Consider the following 21,479-nt stretch of genomic DNA (forward strand, 5'->3'; position numbering starts at 1 on the left):
TATATATAACTTCACCGCCATAATAAAGAGCTGCTTGCTGTTTTACTTTTGAAGTATTTAACGGTAAATAAATCCTTGTTTTAATACCGAATAATTTACTCGCATAAGCAAGACCGATTCCATGGTTACCCGTACTATAACCGACTATTTTATCAGGTAATTTTCCTTGCTCTTTTAATTCTAATAAATGATTTAACACGCCTCTAACTTTAAATGCACCAGTTTTTTGTAATGATTCAACCTTAAAAAAAATCTCATGACCGAGCATCTCATTTAAGCTTTCAGAGTGAACGATCGGAGTTAAATGTAGATATTGTTTTATTCTATTATGTGCGGCTGCTACATTTTGAGGAGGTTGTAGTAATAAATTCATAAATATAATTAATAATGGTAGCTTGAAATCAGGTTGATACTATATTATATAGTTAATAATTAGAAATTTTAAAAGGTTTTAATTGATGAATAAAAAATCCCTTCCGTTAATAGCACTGAGAGATATGGTAGTATTCCCGGGAGTAATTGCTCCTATTTTTGTGGGTAGGCAAAAATCGCTGCAAGCACTTGCTCATACTACCATTTCCGAGGAAGATAATAGTAAATATATTTTAGTAACTTTACAGAAAAAATTTGATCAAGACAACCCTAGTACACACGAACTTTATAACACAGCTATACTTGCCAAGATTATCCAAATAGTGAAGTTGCCTAATAATACGGCAAAAATCTTAATAGAAGCAGTAGCAAGAGTAAAGCTAAGCAATATCAAAGGCGAGGAAGCTTTTGAAGCAAATTACGAAATTATTCCGGATGAAGAAATATTTGACGTTAATAACATGCGTTCACTCGTTGATAATGCAGTACAACTATTTAGTAAATATGCGATTAATGATAAGAAAGTTAATGCAGAAATTATTGAAACTATCAATAAAGAAATAAGTAATAGCACTAATTTCATAGATATTATAAATATATTAGCCTCACATTTGATAACTTCACTTGAGGCAAAGCAGCATTTATTAGAAGAAACTAGTCCTTTTAAGCGTATCACTACGGTTATTAGTACGCTTACTTCCAATATAGTAAATTCAGAAACCGAGCAGGCATTGCAGCAAAGAGTAAGAAAGCAAATCGAAAAAACGCAGCGTGATTATTATCTGCACGAACAAATGAAAGCTATTCAAAAAGAGCTTGATGAAGATAAATCAGAACTTGCCGATATTGAGAAAAAAATTAAAAGTTTAAAATTATCAAAAGAAGCAAAAGAAAAAGCTGAGGCTGAACTTAAGAAACTTCGTACCATGAACCAAATGTCAGCGGAGTCGGGAGTAACGCGTAACTATCTTGAGACATTGCTTAGCCTGCCTTGGGGTAAGTATGATAGTAGCAAAATAGATATTAACCAAGCAGAGAAAGTTTTAAATCGTGACCATTTTGGACTCGAAAAAGTTAAAGAACGAATTATAGAATATTTAGCGGTATTACAGCGTTCAAGTAAAATTAGAGGACCTATATTATGTTTAATAGGTCCGCCAGGGGTCGGTAAAACTTCACTTGTAAAATCTATTGCCGAAGGAATGGGCAGAAAATATACTAAACTTGCGCTCGGCGGTGTTAGAGACGAAGCAGAAATCAGAGGGCATAGAAAAACTTACCTTGGATCAATGCCCGGTAAAATTTTAGGTCAACTTAAGAAAGTTAAGACTAGTAATCCTGTAATGCTGCTTGATGAAATCGATAAAATGAATTCTGATTTTAGAGGTGATCCGGCATCCGCTTTGCTTGAGGTATTAGACCCTGAGCAGAATAGTCACTTTGTTGATCATTATCTAGAAGTAGAATATGATCTATCAAATGTAATATTTATTGCTACTGCTAACTCTCATGATTTACCTAGAGCTTTAAGTGATAGAATGGAAAAAATATATATTTCCGGTTATGTAGAGGAAGCAAAGCTCCAAATTGCCAGAAATTATTTAGTTCCAAAACAATTTAAAATGCATAAAATCAAAAAAGATGAAATTACTATATCCGAGATGGCAATTTTGGATTTAATTAGATATTATACCAAGGAATCAGGTGTAAGAGCTTTAGAGCGTGAAATAGGAGCCTTAACTAGAAAAGCATTAAAGCAGATTTTAGCAGATAAAAGTGTTAAGCATATCGCCATAGATAGTAATAATCTTGAAGAATTTTTAGGAGCTAAGAAATATAATTTCGGGCTTGCCGAGAAAGAAGATCAAATAGGAAGTACTACGGGACTTGCTTACACTGAAGTAGGCGGAGAGCTTTTAACTATAGAGGCTTTAGCATTTCCAGGGAAAGGTGAAATAAAGACCACCGGAAAACTCGGTGATGTTATGAAAGAATCGGCAATGGCTGCCTATAGTTGTTTTAGAAGCAGAGCAACAAATTTGGGATTAAAGTACGACAATTATAAAGATTTTGATATTCACATTCACGTGCCGGCCGGAGCTACTCCAAAAGATGGACCGTCTGCCGGCTGTGCTTTGTTTACGACTATTGTTTCGTTGATGACTAAAATACCCGTACATCGTACTGTAGCAATGACCGGTGAAATTACTTTAAGAGGCAATGTTTTACCTATAGGTGGTCTTAAAGAGAAGTTACTTGCTGCAAGTAGGGGAGGTATTAAAACCGTGTTGATTCCTGAAGAGAATGTCAAAGATTTGAAAGATATACCGCCGAATATAAAAGAAAGCCTAGAAATTATATCTGTATCAAATATTGATCAAGTACTTAAGCATGCTTTGGTAGGAACACTGATAAATAAATAGAGATTTGTTAATAGTCAAAATATCATATATTAAATTAATGTAAGCTATAGTAAAGTAATTCTTTTTGACTTTTCAATCAAAATGCGATTTTTCTTGCTTAATTCCTGACTATCTTGAACTCGCCTATTATTATAGGCTTTCTTCCTTACGCCTGTCACTAAATTGGGCTGAATTGACTATATTGTTGCGTGGATCAATTTCACCTCTGTCAATCCCGTGGCTTGACCACGGGATCCAGTTAAAAATACTAATAATTTTAGTATTTTTTATTGTTTTTATGGATCCCGTGGGGGTGACACAGTAATACTGCTACTACTGCGGCAGCTACTCAAAGCGGCTTATCCGAGGTAGTAAAATCCATGCCTACAATAAAAGACAAAACAGCTTAGTTTATCTTTCTGCTTTCCAATTTTCATTGAGAAATTTCTTTAACTTAATTCTAAATACAGTCGTCAATTCATCCTGTCTAAAGCTTTCTGAATCTAGCTCTATCTGCTTCTATTTTGTTGTTGTAAAAAAGTTGCTACAAATTATTAATTAAATGTATTGGAGTTAATATTAATGAAAGAATCAAAAATATTAAGAAAATTTTTAGCAACGGCATCATTATGCAGAACATTATTCACTAGCTCTAATACTGCAGGAGCAACAATTCCTAATCTCGGTAGCGTAAGCTTGAGTACCGGTGCCGGTCTTGTAGGAGGAGTATTTAATAGCGGCAATATTATTCAAATAGCGGTTGGAGGGCTTGGAATTAAAATATCGGCAGATAAAGCAAATGCTGTTATTGGCGGGATAAATACATTAATAGCACTACCTGCTTTTGGTGGGGTTGAGGTAAGTCAAAATGTATCAATAGGTGCTCTTAGTGTAACAGTAGGTCTTATTCCTAATTTCGGTCCTCTTAAATTTATTAATAATAATGTTACGTCAATTATTACCGGAGTCGGTAATCAAATATTTAGTAATATAGATTTCGCCGGTAAGAATTCTACTTTACAAATTAATAACGGTTTAAATATTACAACTCAGATAGATAATACGGTAGCTGGCAATAACGGTACAATAACATTTGCAGGTACGGGTACTATATCAAATCACATAGGTCTAACTAACTCTCTTTCCGGAATAAATGTAGGAAACGGGGAAGCGCAGATTTATATGCCCGGAGCAGGTAATATTACAATTAATGCTGCAAATATAAATCTTACTAACAATAACTCTATACTTACTCTTTTTGACGGTAATATAACAACGTTAACGGGTAATATAAATAATACTAAGTAATACGTCTGTACTTAATTTAGATGACGACATAACGGTTACGGGTAATATAAATGGTGCTAACGGAGTAAGCGGTATATTAAATTGTATAGGAAATGCTACACTTAACGGAAATATAAATAATTTAAATATACTTCAGTGTAATGGAGATAACGGTAAGGTTCTTGATTTACAAGGTAATACTACGGTAAATAGTATTGTTTTTGCAGATAGTGTTTTAGCTTCGGGAACTATAAGTGTTAACGGTCTATGATCCAAGTGCCGGAGATATAGGTAATATTAGAATAGCAGATAATACGACATATACAATAGATGCAGCAAATGGGAATGTAAATTTGCTAAATAACGGTGGACCTTATACTATAGGGCAGGATAATACTCATCGCCTTAAGAATTTCATATTAAACGGAGCAGGTGATGTCGTAGTCGATAATACGGTATTTACGAAGTTACTTAGTATGAATAGCAGGTAACATTTAACTAAGCTTTAGATCTAGGAGCGGGTGGTAACATATTATCTAGAGCAGATGGTGAGTTAATAGTAAATGGTGTGATCGGTTCAGTTACGATCTCTGCAAATAACCAAGGAACACTGACAATACAAAGCGGTAATGTTAACGGTACGATTGGAGCAGCTTAAAACTCGTAAATATCGGAGCAAATCCCATTACGTTCTCAGCTAATGTATTTGCTCCCGTAGCTTTAAATAAGAATGGCTCTATCTTAGCTTTAGCAGATGGGGTTACGCTAACCGGAGCAGTGACAACTACTGCCGGAAACGGAAGCGGTAAGTTAATATTTGCAGGTGATGGAACGGTAACAGGTAGCGTAGGAGCAAATGGAGCAGTACTTAGCACCGGCGGTGTAGGCGGTACATTGAATTTTATAGGTGACGGTAATGTAACTCAAAATATAGGTACGGATGCTGCAAATAGCCCTGCTAATATAAATATCCCTAACTTTACTTAATTCAGTAATATCCATTGCGGCAATTAATTTTTGTGTTTCAGCGGTATTTTCTTTCTGTATAGTTCTTATTAATTCTTGATTTGAGGGTTGCAACCATCTAAACATAATTATTTTCTTATTAAATTCTATAAATTTTAATATTTTATTAAAAATGAGCTTATAGATAGAATTATAATAAGAAGTTTTAAGAAAATAATAGAAATTTAACTAAAAGTGTGAATAAATGAGTTGAGGCTGCTTTAAGGAATATACAAAGTTAGTTTTTATAATATTTAAAATTCGGATTTAAAAGAGTTTAATATAACAATTAAAACAAAAGGCGAATAAGAGGAGCATATGAATTTTTTAGAAAACAACGGAAAATCCCGAAACCCTGAAAGGGCTTGGCGAGAGTGACGGGACTCGAACCCGCGACCTTCTGCGTGACAGGCAGATGCTCTAACCAACTGAGCTACACCCCCTTATGTACTCTTCTGCTTTTAAGAATTGCTCTTTCATTTTATCAAGGATTGCATCCTCATCTATTAAGTATAGGCTGCGGGTGCTCACCTCTCAAAATAAAATTCAATTCTTGAAATCATTTGAATATACATAAAAGATAACAATGTATATAACAATTCTTCTATTTCTGCAAGAGTAAAATATCGTATTTTATCAAAAAATATACAGAACTTAACGTTTAGATTTTATAGCTTATTCCTAATATTATAATTACTAGATATCTCTATTAATCCAAATTAGTCACTACTAGTTGAAGCTTTGAAAATTATTATACTTTTTAAGGACTTTGTTAAAAAAGAAAAACCTATTGGTTACATTTATATTAACAAAATCTTACTTTATTAATAATTATTAGAGGTTTTATATGACTAAACCATATGTCATTAAATTAACTACTCCTTTTGAGCGAACTTTATAATCCTATACCCGATATTGCTCTTAGAAGTGCTATTATTATGCAGGCAATAATAGATGCAACTAATACTTCTACCAAGAAAGAGGCAACAAAAGCAGAATATAACGCTAAAAAATAGCTTTTTGAAAATAATGAAAATTTTAATGCTACCTGCTTAGAAATCGGCATTGAGCCTAATTATGTAAGAAAGACTGCTAAAAAACTAATTAAATCGCAACAGAATAAGGATAAGCGTTCTAAACTCTACGGCTAAAGTTTAAAAAAATTAATTTGTAATAAAACTTGAAATTGCTCTAAATATAAATTAATTGTATAGGTGTTACTTAGTAACGCTTATATATTAATTATTTCAGATTATAAAGGTTATTTATGATTATTTCAGTTTCAGGTCAACATATTTCTATCGGTAATAATTTACAAGAATATTCAAGAGAGAGGGCTACGCAAGTTGTTAAAAAATATTTTACCGATATAATAAATATAGATATACATTTTTCAAAAGAGGGAATTAACTTTAAATGTGATATTATAGTAAAATATGGCCCAGGTAAACATAATATAGTCAAAAGTAATGATAGTTGTAGCGATATATATGTAGCTTTTGATAAAGCTATGTCAAAACTAGAAAAACAGCTTAGAAAATATAAATCAAAATTCACAAATCATCATGCGGGTAAAGTAAAAATATCAGAAATTGCTTACGAAGGTACCAAATATATTATTAATCCGCAATCTGATAGTGAAACCTCTAACGCCAAAGATAATGATAATCCGGCAATTATCGCTGAAAAGCCTGTAGAAATATTAAAATTATCAGTAAAAGAAGCGGTAATGAAAATGGATTTAGAAGATTTACCCGCAGTAGTATTTAAAAATATAAATAATGATCGTATCAATATAGTTTATTATCGTAAAGACGGTAATATTTCTTGGGTAGATTATAATTAATGCTCATTATCCCTTACAAAGGAGTTACGCCAAGAATCGATAAAAGTGCATATATTGCCGAAAGCAGCTCTTTAATAGGAGATGTTGAAATAGGTAGTAATTCAAGCATTTGGTTTAATACGGTTCTTAGAGGCGACGTTGAATCGATAAAAATAGGAAATAATACTAACGTACAAGATGGTAGTGTAATTCATACTTCAAGATTTAACGGACCGGTAGAAATAGGCGATAATATAACTATCGGTCATCTCTCTCTTATTCATGCCTGTACAATACATAATAATGCTTTTATCGGTATGAGTGCTACGATAATGGATTATGCAGTAATAGAAGAATATGCTTTTATTGCTGCAGGAAGTCTTATCCCACCAAAGAAGATAATTAAATCTCAAGAATTATGGATGGGATCCCCTGCAAAATTTGTTAGATATTTAACCGATCAAGATTTGGAATATATGCAAGATAATGTAAGAAATTATGTAGAACTTGCAAATGTTTATAAGATACTCGTTTAATTTGAAAAATTGACGTCGTCTATCTACTTTTCACTTATCAAGAGTATATAAGGAATCCTTAAATGCCTTAACCGTATTTTTAAGTAAAAACGCAATAGTCATCGGTCCGATACCGCCTGGGACGGGAGTAATATATTTTACTTTAGGCTGAACATTTTCAAAATCAACATCACCGATAATTTTATTGCTGCTAATTCTATTAATGCCTACATCTATTACTATAGATTCAGGATTAAAATATTCTGCAGTTAATTTTAAAGGTGAGCCTATTGCAGCAACGACAATATCGGCTTTAGAAGTAATAGAGCTTAAATTGTGTGTCTTAGAATGACAAATAGTAACGCTGCAATTTTCTTTTAACAGTAAAGCACTTAAAGGTTTTCCTACTATATTTGAGCGTCCAATAATTACAACGTTTTTACCGGTTAAATTAGGTTCGTATTTTTTTATAACTGCAAGACAACCAAGAGCAGTGCAGGAAATAAAGCCTTGACTAATCCCGCTATGTAAGTAACCGACATTTAAAGGGTGGAAACCATCGATATCTTTAGAAGGTGATACTGCCGATAAAATTTTATTTTTATCTATGGAGCTTGGCAAAGGAAGCTGAACTATAATTCCTGAAATCTCGTTATCAAGGTTTAACTCATTGATTTTTGATATTAAATCATTAGTATGAATAGTAGTAGATAGATTTACTAATAAAGTATAAATTCCTATTTTATGTGCATTTTTTATTTTGTTTCCTACATAAATAATGCTTGCCGGATTATTGCCTACTAGGATTATAGCAAGTTTCGGTGAAGCGTTGGTTTGGCTTGTAAGTTCTTGAATTTCTAGCTTTAAGTCCGCTAGTATCTCATTGGCTAATGCTTTACAGTCAATTATATTATTCACTCTTATTTTTGTCTCCGTTCAGTTTTAACGTTATTGCAAGGAAATTACGTAAGTAATTGACGAAGCAATCTCAGGAGTTTGTTATTGTTTCATGAGATTGTCACGCTCTCTACAGTTGCTCGCAATGATGATCTCTTTATTTAGTAACACTCTTACTTCTTTTCCCTGTATTTGGTAGTAGAATACTCAAAATGTAGAGCCTTGCCGTCAAATACTTTACTATAAGCATGATGAAGACTGCTTGCCGCTTCAGCAAAACCCGTAAGAATCAGCTTACGCTTACCGACATAATGCGCAATATCGCCAATGGCGTAAATACCTTCTATATTAGTTTGATAATAGGAAGAGTCTACTTCAATATGGTGAAGCTTAACATTTAAACCCCAATTTGCTAAGCGACCTAAATCTTGTTTTAAACCAAAAAAAGGTAGTAATATATTGGCATCCAATTTGCGAGTATTATTTTGTAAATCTTTAACTATAACCGATTGAAGTTCACTATTATTACCATCTAAAGCATTTAATTGATAACCGGTTACTAACTCGATTTTATCGGTTTCTGCAATATGTCTTAATTGCCTTACGCTTTCAGGAGCTGCCGTAAATGTATCCCGCCTATGTACTAAATATATTTTATTTGCAATATCTGAAAGAGAAATAGCCCAGTCAACAGCCGAATCCCCGCCGCCTGCTATAACTATATTTTTACCCGCAAATTTGCTTTTATCATTGATGAAATAAAAAACCGACTTGCTTTCAAAATCTTCAATATTCGCAAGGGGCGGTTTGTTTGGACCGAATGAACCTGCTCCTGCTGCAATAATAATAACTTTGCTTTTAATAAGAGTGTTTTTTGAGGTTTTAATTTCAAAAAAATCATCTTGTTTATTTAGCTCTATAGCTTGCTGATTTAAATGATATATAGGGTTAAAAGGAGCTGCTTGAAGTTCTAACTGTTTTATTAGCTCTTCTGCTGCAATTTTAGGATATGCCGGTATATCGTAAATAGGCTTTTCAGGATATAGGGTAATACACTGACCGCCGATAACTTCTTGTGTATCAATAACATGACATTTCATGCCAAGCATTCCTGCTTGAAAAACTGCAAATAATCCAATCGGACCAGCACCTATTATTACAACATCAGTATTATACATACTTTTTATATTTAAATTTTAAAAAGGATTTTATTGGATATTGAGGAAATAATCAATGATTATGTGAGTATATTTATAGAAATCCAACATTTTCGTAGGGGGATTTTTAAAAACTGTCGGATATTATACTAGACGAGATGCATTTAAAGGTTGTGCTGCATTCCACTTTTCTTCTACTGGTTCTAATATATCCGCTTTTATCTTGGCTTTGTTTTTTAGCATACCAAATAATGAGATTTTTTTAGTATTTATAGGTAATATTTGTGCTACTTCCCTATCTCTTTTGGTAATTATAATAGATTCTTTATCTGTTTGTAATTTTTCTATTATTGCAAGGCAATGAGATTTAAATTGACTGATTGCTATTTTAATAGTCATTTAATAACCTGCAAAAAATAAAAGTATTATTATACTATAATAGTCAAATAAAGTGGTCAATTATATTTCTATTTATAGCTAATTTGGGTTATATTCATTATATTTTAATGTAAAAAATAAAATTTAAAGAAAAACCAAAACAAATTCTGTGGGAAAAATATCATCAGTTCATATTTAAATATCACCATTTCTTAAACTAGCATTGTAAAATCGTTAAACTTTGTAAAAGATTAATAATAGAAATTAATTATTTTTATTATAAATTATGAAAATTAAGATTCTACGAAATATTGTCGGTTTTATTATCTTAACTATAAGTACGGGCAATAAGTTTTGCCTCCTCCGCTAATGCTTTTTTCCTTGTTAGTGCGACGGTTTTACCGTCTTGTATAGTTACGGCTACTCCTTTAGCTTTCGGTACGTATGTTCCAACTGCCGATGCTCTGCAAACAAATAAAATTATAATAAAGTGTACTTTAGGTACTAATTATACTGTTTCATTAAATGCCGGTACTGCATCTGCTGCTACAACTAGTACCCGTAAAATGACTGATCTTGTTAACATTACTAGTTATTTACCTTATAATCTTTACTCCAATGCAGGGAGAACGCAGAATTGGGGAAATCAATCAAGTGACTGGGTAATTGGAACAGGACTAGATCAAACGATCACAATATACAGCAAAATACCTCAAGGAGCAAATGTTCCTTCTGATACTTATAATGATACAATTACAGTAACCGTGGCATATTGATATTATGAAAAAATATTTTTTAAGATTTCTACCTATCCTATCTATACTCTTGACTTTTAATTCTTTTGCCAGTGTCACTATCGTACCTGTCAATATAGAGGTAAACAAAGGTAATAGAATAGCAACTATGACGGTGCAAAATAATGATTATGCACCTAAAAAGTTTCAATTAATTCTTTTAAAGCGTAAATATAAAAATGGTATAGAAGAATATGAAGAAACTAAAGATTGAGTAGTGGCAACTCCGGTAACATTTACCTTACCTGATGGTAAAATACAATTGATACGGGTAGCTTTAAAAAACACACAGAATTATTCTACTAAAGCAAAAGACTATAGAATTTTTATAAAAGAATTACCTCGTAGAGTGAAGTTAGAAAATAGTGTTACCTCTACCGTAGATCTTGTTGTTCAGCATAGTATACTTATAACAATATCAGGTTAAAAATCTTTAAAACTAAATAAATTAAAGCAATGTGCTTTTTAAATAATAATATCGGTTTTTATAGGTATTATTTTTTTATACCGGTGAGTTTTGCAGATGGAGTTATCTCTGAATCTCTTGGCGATATTTTGCCTTGAATCGCAGCGGATACAAACGTATATGAGGATCAGGAGTTAGAGTTATTGCCCCAATTACCTCTAGCAGTAGAATTTGAGAATAGCGCTAATGAAATTGCGGGTGAGAGTGAATTGATTGTTTCGTTAAAAGTTAATTATACCGAAACCGATATATTGCCGACTATAGTGCAAAACGCTCAAGGTCATTATTTAATTCCTCTTGAAGATATAGAACATTTTGATGTTCAAGAAGATTATCTTAAGCAGGGTTTAGTGAATTATCATGATACTGCATATATTAATTTAGATTTGCTTGAGGGTACTAAATATGATTTAAACTTTGAGAATTTAGATTTAAATATTACTTTTCCAGCGGAAAAAATGCAACCTCAATCATTTGATGCTTCGGGTGATCCTATGAAGAACGTCGATACTAAACTTATTAGTGGGGTATATTTAAACTATGATGTGACTCTTAGTGCAAATGATGATATTAATTATTTAGCTGGAGTAGAGGAACTCAATTATTTCACTGAAAACGGTGTATATAGTTATAGTTTCTTATTTCAAACTGAAGCCGTTAAATCAAGTTTTTCTAAAATCACAAATACCACAAAAAACCAAAATAAATTTACACGTTTAGACACAAATTGGACATATGAGAATGTGGATAAGATGACTAATTGGCAGATAGGGGATAACATAACTAAAGCGTCTTCTTGGTCTAATTCAACTAGATTTGCCGGTATTCAGTATGCTACTAATTTTGCAGTTAGACCGAATTTAGTTACTTATCCGTTACTGGATTTTAGAGAGAAATCAGAACTTCCAAGCAGTATAGAGATGTTTTCAAATAGTATACCTATATATAATGCTAAAGCTCATATGGGGGATTTTGATATAACCAATATTCCGGTTATCACCGGTAGAGGTGATTTAATAGTTAAAACGCAAGATATAATCGGTAAAGTTCAGGCAATTACTATTCCTTATTATGCATCACCGAGTTTATTACGTCCCGGGCTTTCACATTTCTCTTATGAAGCAGGTTTTCAAAGACAAGATTTTACTATATATAGCAATGCTTATAAATATTTAGTTCTAAATACTGATTATATGCTTGGTATGAATGATTATTTAACAAGTGGCGGACATTTTGAATTTTTAAAAAATAATGGAGCAGTAGGGGTAATTAATAATTTAAAAATCGGGAATTTTGGCATTATAGGCATTTCAGCTGCAAATAATATCAAAAATTTCGGTCGCTCTCAAAGAATTAATTGCGGCTATACTTATGAATCGGAATATTTTGATATTAATAGTAATTATCAGGACGTATATAACTATCCCGATAAAATTTTCTCAAGTTTAAATTATCAGATTTCAGCTAGCTGCGGTAATACCGATTTTGGTAATATAAGTGTTAATTTTTTGTCTTTTGTCGTAAATAACACAATACAAAAAGGTAAACGCTCAAATATATTATCATCAACTTATCAAAGAAATATTACTAAAAAAGGTTTCTTAAGTTTTACTATAGGTACCGATTTAAACAGTAAACGTAAAAATAATTTTGCCTATATACCATTTAACTTAAATTTAGATTCCAATAAAAGTATTTCATTGACCGATTTATATCAAAATAAATATCATACAAAGCAACTTGGTGTTTCCTCGCCGATTACTTCAAATATGGGACGGGGATATAATGCTAACCTGATCAAAGCTAAAGCTACAAATTACAATGTACAAGTTGACCGTAACGGTAAAAATAATGATATTGGAATTTATCTGCAGAAAAATGATACCGAAATAATGAAACAGTTTAATATCAAAGGAAGAATTTTCTCTATTGATAAAAGCTATTATGCGACAAGACCGATTAACGGAGGTCTTGCTTTGATTAAAGTAAATAGTTTAAAGAATGTCGGGGTTTATAATAATAATCTATTAGCGGGTGATACCGATGATAAAGGTAAAATGCTTATACCTAACTTAACACCGTATGTTCCTTCCGAAATAAGACTAGACGATGAAAATCTACCTCTTAATACAGAATTTGAAGAAATTGCTTTGAAAATTGCTCCAAAAATAAAATCAGCGGTATTATTATTAATATTAAAATAATTAAAAGCATTGAAATGACAGTATTTGATAGTAATAAACATTTTATTCCATTTGATAGCACAGTGAGTATTGAAGGTTTAGATGAAAAAATATTTGTAGGCTATGACGGTAAGATATATATTAATGATATTAAAGATCTTGAAGTATTAAACGGTTCTATTTGTGACGAGAATGAGGAAAATAATAAATGCTGTCATTTTAGCGTACCGGTTAATAGAGATTTAAATGACCCTGTAATTGATTTAGGCGAAGCAATATGTAAATGAAGACTTTATTGTTACTCTTGTGTGGACTTAAAAATGCTCCGTTGTCATACCGTGGCTTGACCACGGTATGACAAATTCTTTTTAAGCAATGTCAAGAAATCAGTAATAATATTATTAATCAACATGATTATATCAGGAAATGCTATGGCGTTACTTGCAATGTGTAATCCGTCAGTTCCAACCGTAAACTTCGGTAGTTTTAATGTCGGTGCCGTTAGCATAACTTCCGTTACTGCTTCAGTTACTTGTAGTGCTTTATTATCACTACTTGTTAGCTATACCGTAACTTTTAGTACGGGAGCTGCTAATATTTATAACCCAAGAAATATGATTAATGGAGTACGTAAGCTGAATTATAATTTGTATAAAGATGCCGGTTTTACTCAAATCCTCGGTAACGGTACTAGTAGTACTGTAACATTTATCGATAGCTATACAATAGGTCTTGAACCGGTCACAAAAAACTATACCGTATATGCACGCTTGCCGTCACAACCTCTTGCTACTGCTGGCACGTTTCAAGACACTATTACCATAACCCAGCCATAGCTATATAATAAAAAATCTTTAAAATCAAAATTCTTCAGCCTAGGTTCTAACTTTGTTGCTTGTATGGATTGACTCCTAGGGTGCTAGACATTGCTGTCCGGTATTATGAAGCTGTATTTTGATTATAATATCAAAAATAATTTAAGTTTTATATTACTATAACTACATTTAGTATTTTGTAGTTACTTAATATTTTTAACTTAAATAAAGGTCGAATTTATGAAAAATGAAGAACAACACAATCAACCAACTCCAAAACATGGTCGAATAATATTCCCGCTTTACACAATGGGAAAAGTTTGTGTAGATAAGAAGCTAATAGATGAAGAGTGGAAACTTAACGAATTTGAAACAGGGAAAGGGAGTGATGAGCGTTTTGGAAATGATGTTGCAAGGGAACCGCTACCACTAGATGGGCATATTCTTAATGGTGGGCGTACAGATGATACAGATTGGGTAAATGCTAATAATGAAGAAATAAGAGCGGAATTAAAAGATCCAACGTTTAACTGGATAAACTGTGCTATACCATTAGAGGGTGAGAAAAAACTTACAATAGAATGGGATTGTACTGCGTCACATAAAACTCGTGGTTATATAGTGCAAATGACAAAGGCAGAGTTTACCTTTGAAAATAGATTGAAACACGATGATTTAGAAGAAATTTATAGTGAACTTTCTGATAAATTTCCTTACTGGGATCATACATTAGCTCCTTCTAAAATGATTGAAGTAACTTTTCCAGATAGAGAGCCAGGATATTATGTTGTAGAAGTTGATTGGATAGTAGCCGACACACCACGTTTGTTGTATCGTTTATTGTTGAATATAAGGATGAGGTTACACCGCTAGGTCTTAATACGAATGATGGAGAATGTTTTTAACGTTATTCCCGCATAGATGGTCTTGTTGCATGGATCGGTTTGCTTTCTGTTACGCTGTGACTTGATCGTGAGATGACAGAGATGGAATCGATCCTTAAACTTATGTATCTACACGAAAATGTAACCGGGAACCACGCAACGTTGCCTTACTTCCGCAAGATAAGACTGCTTGTGCCTTAAGAAAGCATAATATTTGTAAAAACTATTCTATATAGTAATCAAGAGTGATTTGTGTCAAGTCAAAAATCTAAAAAAAAATAAATATTTATATTGAATAAATTATTATTCTCGTGTCTACTTAGGTGAAGATTCTATACACTGAATATGGTGTCATTTTTTCACAATAAGCATTATAAATAACGCCTACAACCCCATAGTACCTATAATGAACACGCTTAAAAAAAATAAATTTCAAATAACTATAAACAACAACCATAACAATTTACTTACTCCTTTCGGTAAAGCTATTCTGCGAGATCGATATCTTATGAAAGGTGAGGATTTTCAAGATTTATTTGCAAGAGTTTCTAGTTATTATGCCGAAAATAAACAGCATGCTCAGAAGTTATATGAATATATGAGTAAAATGTGGTTTATGCCAGCAACACCAATCTTAAGTAACGGCGGAACGGATAGGGGACTTCCTATTTCATGCTTCTTGAATGAGACCGATGATAGCTTAGACGATATAGTAAATTTATGGACAGAAAATGTTTGGCTTGCTGCACGCGGTGGCGGGATTGGCAGTTATTGGGGTAATGTTCGTGCTATTAATGAAGAGATTCGTGATAAAGGTCATTCATCCGGTATTATACCATTTATTAAAGTAATGGATTCTATGACTCTTGCTATTTCGCAAGGTTCTATTAGACGAGGTTCATCGGCTGTATATTTGCCTATTAATCACCCTGAAATTGAAGAATTTATCGATATAAGACGTCCGACAGGTGGGGATGTTAACCGTAAAGCTCTTAATATTCATCACGGTATAGCTATAACCGATGAATTTATGAAAGCAGTTGAAAACAATACGGATTTTGACCTTGTGAGTCCTGCTACCAAAAAAGTCGTAAATAAAGTTAGAGCAAGAGATTTATGGGTTAAGTTATTAACTACTAGAATAGAAACAGGTGAGCCTTACTTGTTATTTATCGATAGTGTTAATAAATCTATCCCTGAGCATCATAAAAAATTAAGGCTTCAAGTTAAAATGTCTAATCTTTGTAGCGAAATTACATTGCCGACGGGAATTGACCATTTAGGAAAGTCAAGAACTGCTGTTTGCTGCCTTTCCTCTTTAAATTTAGAGTATTACGAAGAGTGGAAAGATGATAAAGAATTTATCCATTCTATTATGTTGTTCCTTGATAATGTTTTAGAAGACTTTATTAATAAAGCACCGGATACTATGGCAAGAGCTAAATATTCAGCTTTACGTGAGCGAAGCGTTGGACTTGGCGTAATGGGCTTCCACTCATTTTTGCAAATGAAAAAAGTACCGATAGAATCGGTTATGGCAAAAGTTTGGAATAAAAAAATATTTGAATATATATCTGCTGAAACTGATAAAGCCTCAATAGAAATCGGTAAAGAAAAAGGAGCATGTCCTGATGCTCTAGATGCAGGAAGTAATGAACGATTTAGCAATAAAACCGCAATAGCACCTACCGCCTCAATTTCGGTAATAGCAGGTAATGCCTCACCCGGAATAGAGCCGTTTGCCGCTAATAGCTTTGTACAAAAGACTTTAACCGGTTCTTTTAACGTGCGTAACAAACATTTAGAAAAGTTATTAGAGGAGAAAGGATTTAATAATGATCAAGTTTGGTCTTCGATTGCAACACATGAAGGATCAGTACAACATTTAACATTTTTATCCGAAGAAGAAAAACAAGTTTTCAAAACCGCTTACGAAATTGATCAGAATTGGCTAATTGAACTGGCAAGCGATCGTACTCCTTACATTACGCAAGCACAATCTTTAAACATCTTTTTACCAGGGAATGTTAGTAAGAAATATTTAAATAATATTCATTTTAAAGCCTGGACAAAAGGAGTAAAAAGTTTATATTATTGTAGATCGACATCAATACAGCGAGCCGATAAGGTCTCGCATGACGTATTAAAGGCCGATTTTAAAGATTTAGAGGAACAAAACGATAAGTTAGCAGAAGCCGGTAACTACGAAGAATGCTTAGCTTGTCAGTAGGTATAATATAACTATGCAAAGATATTTAGACCCAACAAATGATGTAGCATTTAAAAAATTGTTTACGGATAAAACAAGGTGACTAAGCTTTCAAAAGAAGAAATAGAAAAATTAAAAGAAGAAAAATTATGTCACTACTTGATGCAAGTCCAATTTATAAACCGTTTTCATATCCATGGGCATATGAAGCTTGGCACACTCAACAAAAAATTCATTGGCTACCAGAAGAAATACCACTTGCCGACGATGTTAAAGATTGGAAATATAACTTAACTCCAGGGGAAAAACATCTATTAACACAAATATTTCGTTTTTTTACACAGGCAGATATTGAAGTGAATAATTGCTATATGAAGCATTATTCACGAGTATTTAAACCGACTGAAATATTAATGATGTTATCGGCATTTTCTAATATGGAAACGGTACATATCGCAGCATATTCACATTTACTTGATACGGTAGGTATGCCGGAAGTAGAATATTCAGCATTTCTTAAATATAAGGAAATGAAAGACAAGTATGATTATATGCAGCAATTCGGAGTGGATGCCAAAGAAGATATAGCAACTACACTCGCAGTATTTGGAGCTTTTACTGAAGGATTACAGCTCTTTGCTTCTTTTGCGATCATGCTTAATTTCCCTCGTTTTAATAAAATGAAAGGTATGGGACAGATTATTGCTTGGTCAGTGCGTGATGAAACACTTCATACTAACTCAATTATTACTCTGTTTAAGACTTTTGTAAGAGAAAACCCTGAAGTTTGGACGGAAACTTTACGTAAACGTATTTATGAAGCTTGTACGACTATTGTGCATTTTGAAGATGCCTTTATTGAACTTGCTTTTGAAGTTGGCGGTATTGAGGGATTAACGGCATATGAAGTAAGACAATATATTCGTTATATTGCCGACCGTCGTTTAATGCAGCTAGGACTCAAAGATGTATATTTGGTAAATCATAACCCCCTTCCTTGGCTTGATGAAATGCTAAACGGAGTCGAACATACGAACTTTTTTGAAAATAGAGCAACTGAATATTCAAAAGCAGCGACTACCGGTTCATGGGAAGAAGTATTCACTGAGATGGACGCCAAAAGCGGAGGCTAAATAATATACTCAGATAGAACTTGAAAAATTGGTAGCCATGTCTTTGTAAGTCCTCGGATGCTGAACATGTTGTGTCGAAGTATACATATTAACAACAACAATAACAAAAAATTAAAAATACCTGATCTTTATTTTTAAAAATTTTTTAAAATAGATTTAGAATATTTAAAAATTTCGAGTAATTTTATGGCTGTTATAAATAATAAACACTATCAAAAAGTTGTAGAAAAAGTTTTATCTTCTTCTAAAGCTAATAAAGTACTAAAGAGTGCAATTAAGGACTTATCATCTTCAAAGAGTATAAGCTTAAGAACGATGTTACTCGGAGCAAGATTTATTTTAACTAATCCTGTAAATACTTATAATCTTGTTAAGCTTGCTAACTCTTCTAAGATATATCTTGATCCGGAATTTCAAAAATCACTTCTTGAAAGATCTCCAATATGGGAATTTTTAAAAAAACATTCGGATGATTTGCCTAAAATAGGTCAAATCTTAGCAAATGCGGGCTTTAGAGAATTTCAAGATAAGAGTGCTTTAGATGAAAAGGGACTCAAAATACTAAAAGAATGTTTTAAAAATGAACAAGTACTTAAAAAACTTCAAGAAATTGCAGTTGAAGTAAAGCAAGAGCTACCGGACTGGAATAAAGTGACTTCTAGAACTTTAGATATGCTAGTTACCGATAAAAACTTCCAAAAATTCTTTAACGAAAAGAGTGAAGATATTACGAAATACATACGTACAGGAGCAACTGAAATACTTCCAAGCGATTATATAAAAACTTTTGATGATATATTACAAAAACCCGAAAAGAAAAATTTATTAAAAATATTTAATGAACATCCTGATTTTAAGCAAGCACTGGCTAAAAATATAAACAATCCTAATACTCTAAAAAGATTTAATAAGTTATCTCCTGAAAAACAAATAATTATTGAAAATTTCTTAGAAGAAGCAAAAGAACAAGCTAAACCTTTCTTAAAAGAACATTTTGAAACCTACAAAATTGATCTTAAAATTTTAGATATTATTCCTACTTTATTAAATAAAATACCTGAGACAAAAGAGATTTTTGATACTCTTAATGCTCCAAATCAAGGTGTAATGATATCTCTTGAGAAATCCTTAGAAATGGTAGCTGGTGATGATAAATTAAAAAGTTTTTTTGCTAATAATAAAACAATCTTACCAAATGTTGCTTTAGGTATTATTGAAAATACTCCTAGCGTACAAAGCATAACAAAAGAATATAATTTTGATAAACAAATGCTTAGTATTGTAGGCGAAGTTATGTCAAAACCGGAAATTGCTCATGAGATTATTGCAGACTTAAATAAAGGCGATTATATAAGTTTAACCGGTAATATAATCTCCGCCCTTAATGATCCTTCATTTAAATTAAAAGATATATTAGTAGAGCAAAGTAAAGAAAGTCTATTTGATAATTTAATTACAGGAGTTTTAGAACAAGATGCAAAAAATAGCCAAACTATAAAACAACAACTTATAAATTATGGTCTGGAAGCGAGTGATGTTACAAAGCTAACGAGCATAATGCCTATATTACTTGATAAATCTGAATCATTAAAAAAGGTTTTTCGCGATTTTATTAAAGGTGATTATACGGGCATGGCAAAAGAGTTAATAGCTTTAACTAAAGATAATCCTGAAATTAAAAAATATTTAAGCAATAATAGAGAAATATTTGCAAGTATTTTAGATAAAACTTTAGTAGAAATACCAGGTATAAATAACCTTGATAAGAAAGAATTATATAATGTACTTCCATCAATGTTAAACCATCCTAATGAATTAGTTAAAGTTATAGAAGAGGTTGAAAAAAGTAATTATCGTGGGGCTGCTAGTGCTATATATAATCTAGTTCAAAAAACAAATTATTTGGAAGGGCAATTGCCGAATATTATAAAAGCAGGTTTTAGCTATGCTACTGAAAAAGTAAAAGATGTATTTAGTCCATCACAAGATTTTAAAGATAAAACTATAGATGAAATTACTCTTAGAAATAATTTACATAAAATACAAAATGGAAAATTCAGCTTAGAGGGAGCTATATTAGTAGGTAATTTATCTAATATCGACTTCTCAGGCGTATCATTAAAAAATGCAGATTTAACTAAAGTAACTTCTTTAAAAGATTGTAATTTTAAAAATATTAATTTAGCAGAGGCTAAATTACCTGATAATTTAATGCTACTTACTGATACTTATAATCTTGATAAGGTTATCCCTCCTTTAGTACCTAAACTAATTAAAGAACAACAAGCAAAATTAATTGATAAGGCAATTGATAAAGTATTTTTACAAATACAAGCTGAAGGAAAAAGAAATGTACTTAGTAAAAAAAATTTTGCTCAACAAGTAAAAAGATTATATGAAGAAAATCAAACGATTAAAGACTATATTATAGAAAAACTAAATTCACTACCTATGAATATGGTTACTAACCTAGCTACTCCTCAAACAAATCAATATAAACATATTACAAATCATGTAAATTCTCCATTACAAATATTGAACCCTTTATATGAAAATATTGCAAATAAACAAAATATTAAGAGTAATTTATTGGCAAATATTTTAAGCGAGAAAATATCACAAAAACTTTTTGATAAAGGTAATAATAGAGGTGAAGATTTTTACATGATGAATCAGATGCTAAAATCTATCGTTTCTGAATATTCTAAAGAAAATCCTGATAATATAAATAATTTTTTAGAGCCAAAAAATCTAGAAAAGTTAGCAAGTAATATTGCCTCTACTTTAAATTCTAAATCTAAATATACTGGGGTAGGCACTATTACCGGTGGGATTTATTTACCAAAAGAAATCTTCAATGAACAGTTAAAAGATAACTTTAAAAATGAGTTTGAAAATATTAAAAAATTAAATGTTTTAAAAGAAGCAAAAAATATAGTTTCAAATTTAGATAGTAAAATGCATATAGTAGATTATCACGATAAATCACATACTTACGCATCATTACCTACAAAAAGTAAACAAATACACAGATAACTCCATAAATCTTAGATCAAATTGATTGAATTACCATATTATGTAATATAAATTAAAATATTTAAGTAGTACTTAATTTATTTCTTTGAATCAATTTTAAGATAATTTAATATTTATGTAA

Annotated in this window: 14 protein-coding genes, 1 tRNA gene and 4 pseudogenes; 14 read left to right on the forward strand and 5 right to left on the reverse strand. The window is 31.9% G+C overall.

Translation table 11 applies throughout. The annotated features are described in order from the left end of the window. Positions 1–373, reverse strand: a 373-nt coding sequence (locus RGRA_RS0104025) for a pyridoxal-phosphate dependent enzyme (protein ID WP_024547288.1), incomplete at its 3' end; no start/stop codon positions are given. 85 nt (positions 374–458) lie between these two features. Between RGRA_RS0104025 and lon the strand changes: the two genes are divergently transcribed. After that, the gene (gene lon / locus RGRA_RS0104030) at positions 459–2,795 is read left to right on the forward strand and encodes an endopeptidase La (protein ID WP_017442970.1); all 2,337 of its coding nucleotides are present in this window, start codon (positions 459–461) and stop codon (positions 2,793–2,795) included. A gap of 561 nt (positions 2,796–3,356) precedes the next feature. Next, positions 3,357–5,033: pseudogene (locus tag RGRA_RS14585) on the forward strand (beta strand repeat-containing protein); the annotation flags it as partial. Between the two features lie 399 nt (positions 5,034–5,432). Here RGRA_RS14585 and RGRA_RS0104060 read toward each other — a convergent pair. Then, positions 5,433–5,509 (reverse strand) — tRNA-Asp (locus RGRA_RS0104060). A gap of 404 nt (positions 5,510–5,913) precedes the next feature. Here RGRA_RS0104060 and RGRA_RS11455 point away from each other — a divergent pair. The 3 genes and pseudogenes from RGRA_RS11455 (at position 5,914) to RGRA_RS0104075 (ending at position 7,427) form a co-directional block, all read left to right on the forward strand. Further along, a pseudogene (locus tag RGRA_RS11455) lies at positions 5,914–6,217 on the forward strand (hypothetical protein). 116 nt (positions 6,218–6,333) lie between these two features. After that, positions 6,334–6,912: a ribosome hibernation-promoting factor, HPF/YfiA family gene (gene hpf / locus RGRA_RS0104070; protein WP_017442976.1), complete on the forward strand. Its 579-nt coding sequence runs from the start codon at positions 6,334–6,336 to the stop codon at positions 6,910–6,912. Then, positions 6,912–7,427, forward strand: a complete 516-nt coding sequence (locus RGRA_RS0104075) for a gamma carbonic anhydrase family protein (protein ID WP_017442977.1) — start codon at positions 6,912–6,914, stop codon at positions 7,425–7,427. Before hpf ends, RGRA_RS0104075 begins: the two co-directional genes overlap by 1 nt. A gap of 30 nt (positions 7,428–7,457) precedes the next feature. Here the strand turns inward: RGRA_RS0104075 and folD are convergent, their stop codons facing one another. The 3 genes from folD to RGRA_RS08840 form a co-directional block, all read right to left on the reverse strand. Next, positions 7,458–8,324, reverse strand: coding sequence for a bifunctional methylenetetrahydrofolate dehydrogenase/methenyltetrahydrofolate cyclohydrolase FolD (gene folD / locus RGRA_RS0104080; protein ID WP_017442978.1), 867 nt, complete (start codon positions 8,322–8,324; stop codon positions 7,458–7,460). A 152-nt stretch (positions 8,325–8,476) separates the two neighbouring features. After that, on the reverse strand, positions 8,477–9,481 hold the full coding sequence (locus tag RGRA_RS0104085) for an NAD(P)/FAD-dependent oxidoreductase (protein ID WP_024547289.1): 1,005 nt from the start codon (positions 9,479–9,481) through the stop codon (positions 8,477–8,479). 123 nt (positions 9,482–9,604) lie between these two features. After that, positions 9,605–9,859: a type II toxin-antitoxin system Phd/YefM family antitoxin gene (locus RGRA_RS08840; protein ID WP_017442979.1), complete on the reverse strand. Its 255-nt coding sequence runs from the start codon at positions 9,857–9,859 to the stop codon at positions 9,605–9,607. Between the two features lie 389 nt (positions 9,860–10,248). Between RGRA_RS08840 and RGRA_RS0104100 the strand changes: the two genes are divergently transcribed. From RGRA_RS0104100 to RGRA_RS0104150, 9 genes and pseudogenes are all read left to right on the forward strand, one after another. Beyond that, positions 10,249–10,614: a Csu type fimbrial protein gene (locus RGRA_RS0104100; RefSeq protein WP_029662627.1), complete on the forward strand. Its 366-nt coding sequence runs from the start codon at positions 10,249–10,251 to the stop codon at positions 10,612–10,614. A 127-nt stretch (positions 10,615–10,741) separates the two neighbouring features. After that, positions 10,742–11,059 (forward strand): annotated as a pseudogene (locus RGRA_RS08845) (fimbria/pilus periplasmic chaperone). Between the two features lie 182 nt (positions 11,060–11,241). Then, positions 11,242–13,302 carry a fimbria/pilus outer membrane usher protein gene (locus tag RGRA_RS13405; protein WP_017442981.1) on the forward strand — a complete coding sequence of 687 codons (2,061 nt, stop codon included), beginning with the start codon at positions 11,242–11,244 and terminating at the stop codon, positions 13,300–13,302. Positions 13,303–13,316: 14 nt separating this feature from the next. Beyond that, positions 13,317–13,568: a hypothetical protein gene (locus RGRA_RS12775; RefSeq protein ID WP_017442982.1), complete on the forward strand. Its 252-nt coding sequence runs from the start codon at positions 13,317–13,319 to the stop codon at positions 13,566–13,568. 123 nt (positions 13,569–13,691) lie between these two features. Beyond that, positions 13,692–14,189: pseudogene (locus tag RGRA_RS08850) on the forward strand (Csu type fimbrial protein). 147 nt (positions 14,190–14,336) lie between these two features. Then, a complete protein-coding gene (locus tag RGRA_RS10535) occupies positions 14,337–14,969 on the forward strand; it encodes a lytic polysaccharide monooxygenase (RefSeq protein WP_084520571.1) in 633 nt (210 codons plus the stop codon). A 417-nt stretch (positions 14,970–15,386) separates the two neighbouring features. Further along, complete coding sequence (locus RGRA_RS0104140; protein ID WP_017442983.1) at positions 15,387–17,210, forward strand: ribonucleoside-diphosphate reductase subunit alpha; 1,824 nt, start codon at positions 15,387–15,389, stop codon at positions 17,208–17,210. 128 nt (positions 17,211–17,338) lie between these two features. Beyond that, on the forward strand, positions 17,339–18,322 hold the full coding sequence (locus tag RGRA_RS0104145) for a ribonucleotide-diphosphate reductase subunit beta (RefSeq protein WP_017442984.1): 984 nt from the start codon (positions 17,339–17,341) through the stop codon (positions 18,320–18,322). A gap of 186 nt (positions 18,323–18,508) precedes the next feature. After that, positions 18,509–21,358 carry a pentapeptide repeat-containing protein gene (locus tag RGRA_RS0104150; RefSeq protein WP_024547292.1) on the forward strand — a complete coding sequence of 950 codons (2,850 nt, stop codon included), beginning with the start codon at positions 18,509–18,511 and terminating at the stop codon, positions 21,356–21,358. Positions 21,359–21,479: the final 121 nt, after the last annotated feature.

Origin of the sequence: Rickettsia gravesii BWI-1, from assembly GCF_000485845.1 — a bacterium.
In the GTDB taxonomy this organism is placed as follows: Bacteria; Pseudomonadota; Alphaproteobacteria; order Rickettsiales; family Rickettsiaceae; genus Rickettsia; species Rickettsia rickettsii.

Coding starts and splice junctions, on each gene's coding strand:
- RGRA_RS0104145 (WP_017442984.1), top strand. CDS start 17,339: ATGTCACTACTTGATGCAAGTCCAATTTATAAACCGTTTTCATATCCA.
- RGRA_RS08840 (WP_017442979.1), bottom strand. CDS start 9,859: ATGACTATTAAAATAGCAATCAGTCAATTTAAATCTCATTGCCTTGCA.
- RGRA_RS12775 (WP_017442982.1), top strand. CDS start 13,317: ATGACAGTATTTGATAGTAATAAACATTTTATTCCATTTGATAGCACA.
- RGRA_RS0104150 (WP_024547292.1), top strand. CDS start 18,509: ATGGCTGTTATAAATAATAAACACTATCAAAAAGTTGTAGAAAAAGTT.
- hpf (WP_017442976.1), top strand. CDS start 6,334: ATGATTATTTCAGTTTCAGGTCAACATATTTCTATCGGTAATAATTTA.
- RGRA_RS0104075 (WP_017442977.1), top strand. CDS start 6,912: ATGCTCATTATCCCTTACAAAGGAGTTACGCCAAGAATCGATAAAAGT.
- RGRA_RS10535 (WP_084520571.1), top strand. CDS start 14,337: ATGAAAAATGAAGAACAACACAATCAACCAACTCCAAAACATGGTCGA.
- lon (WP_017442970.1), top strand. CDS start 459: ATGAATAAAAAATCCCTTCCGTTAATAGCACTGAGAGATATGGTAGTA.
- RGRA_RS0104140 (WP_017442983.1), top strand. CDS start 15,387: ATGAACACGCTTAAAAAAAATAAATTTCAAATAACTATAAACAACAAC.
- RGRA_RS0104085 (WP_024547289.1), bottom strand. CDS start 9,481: ATGTATAATACTGATGTTGTAATAATAGGTGCTGGTCCGATTGGATTA.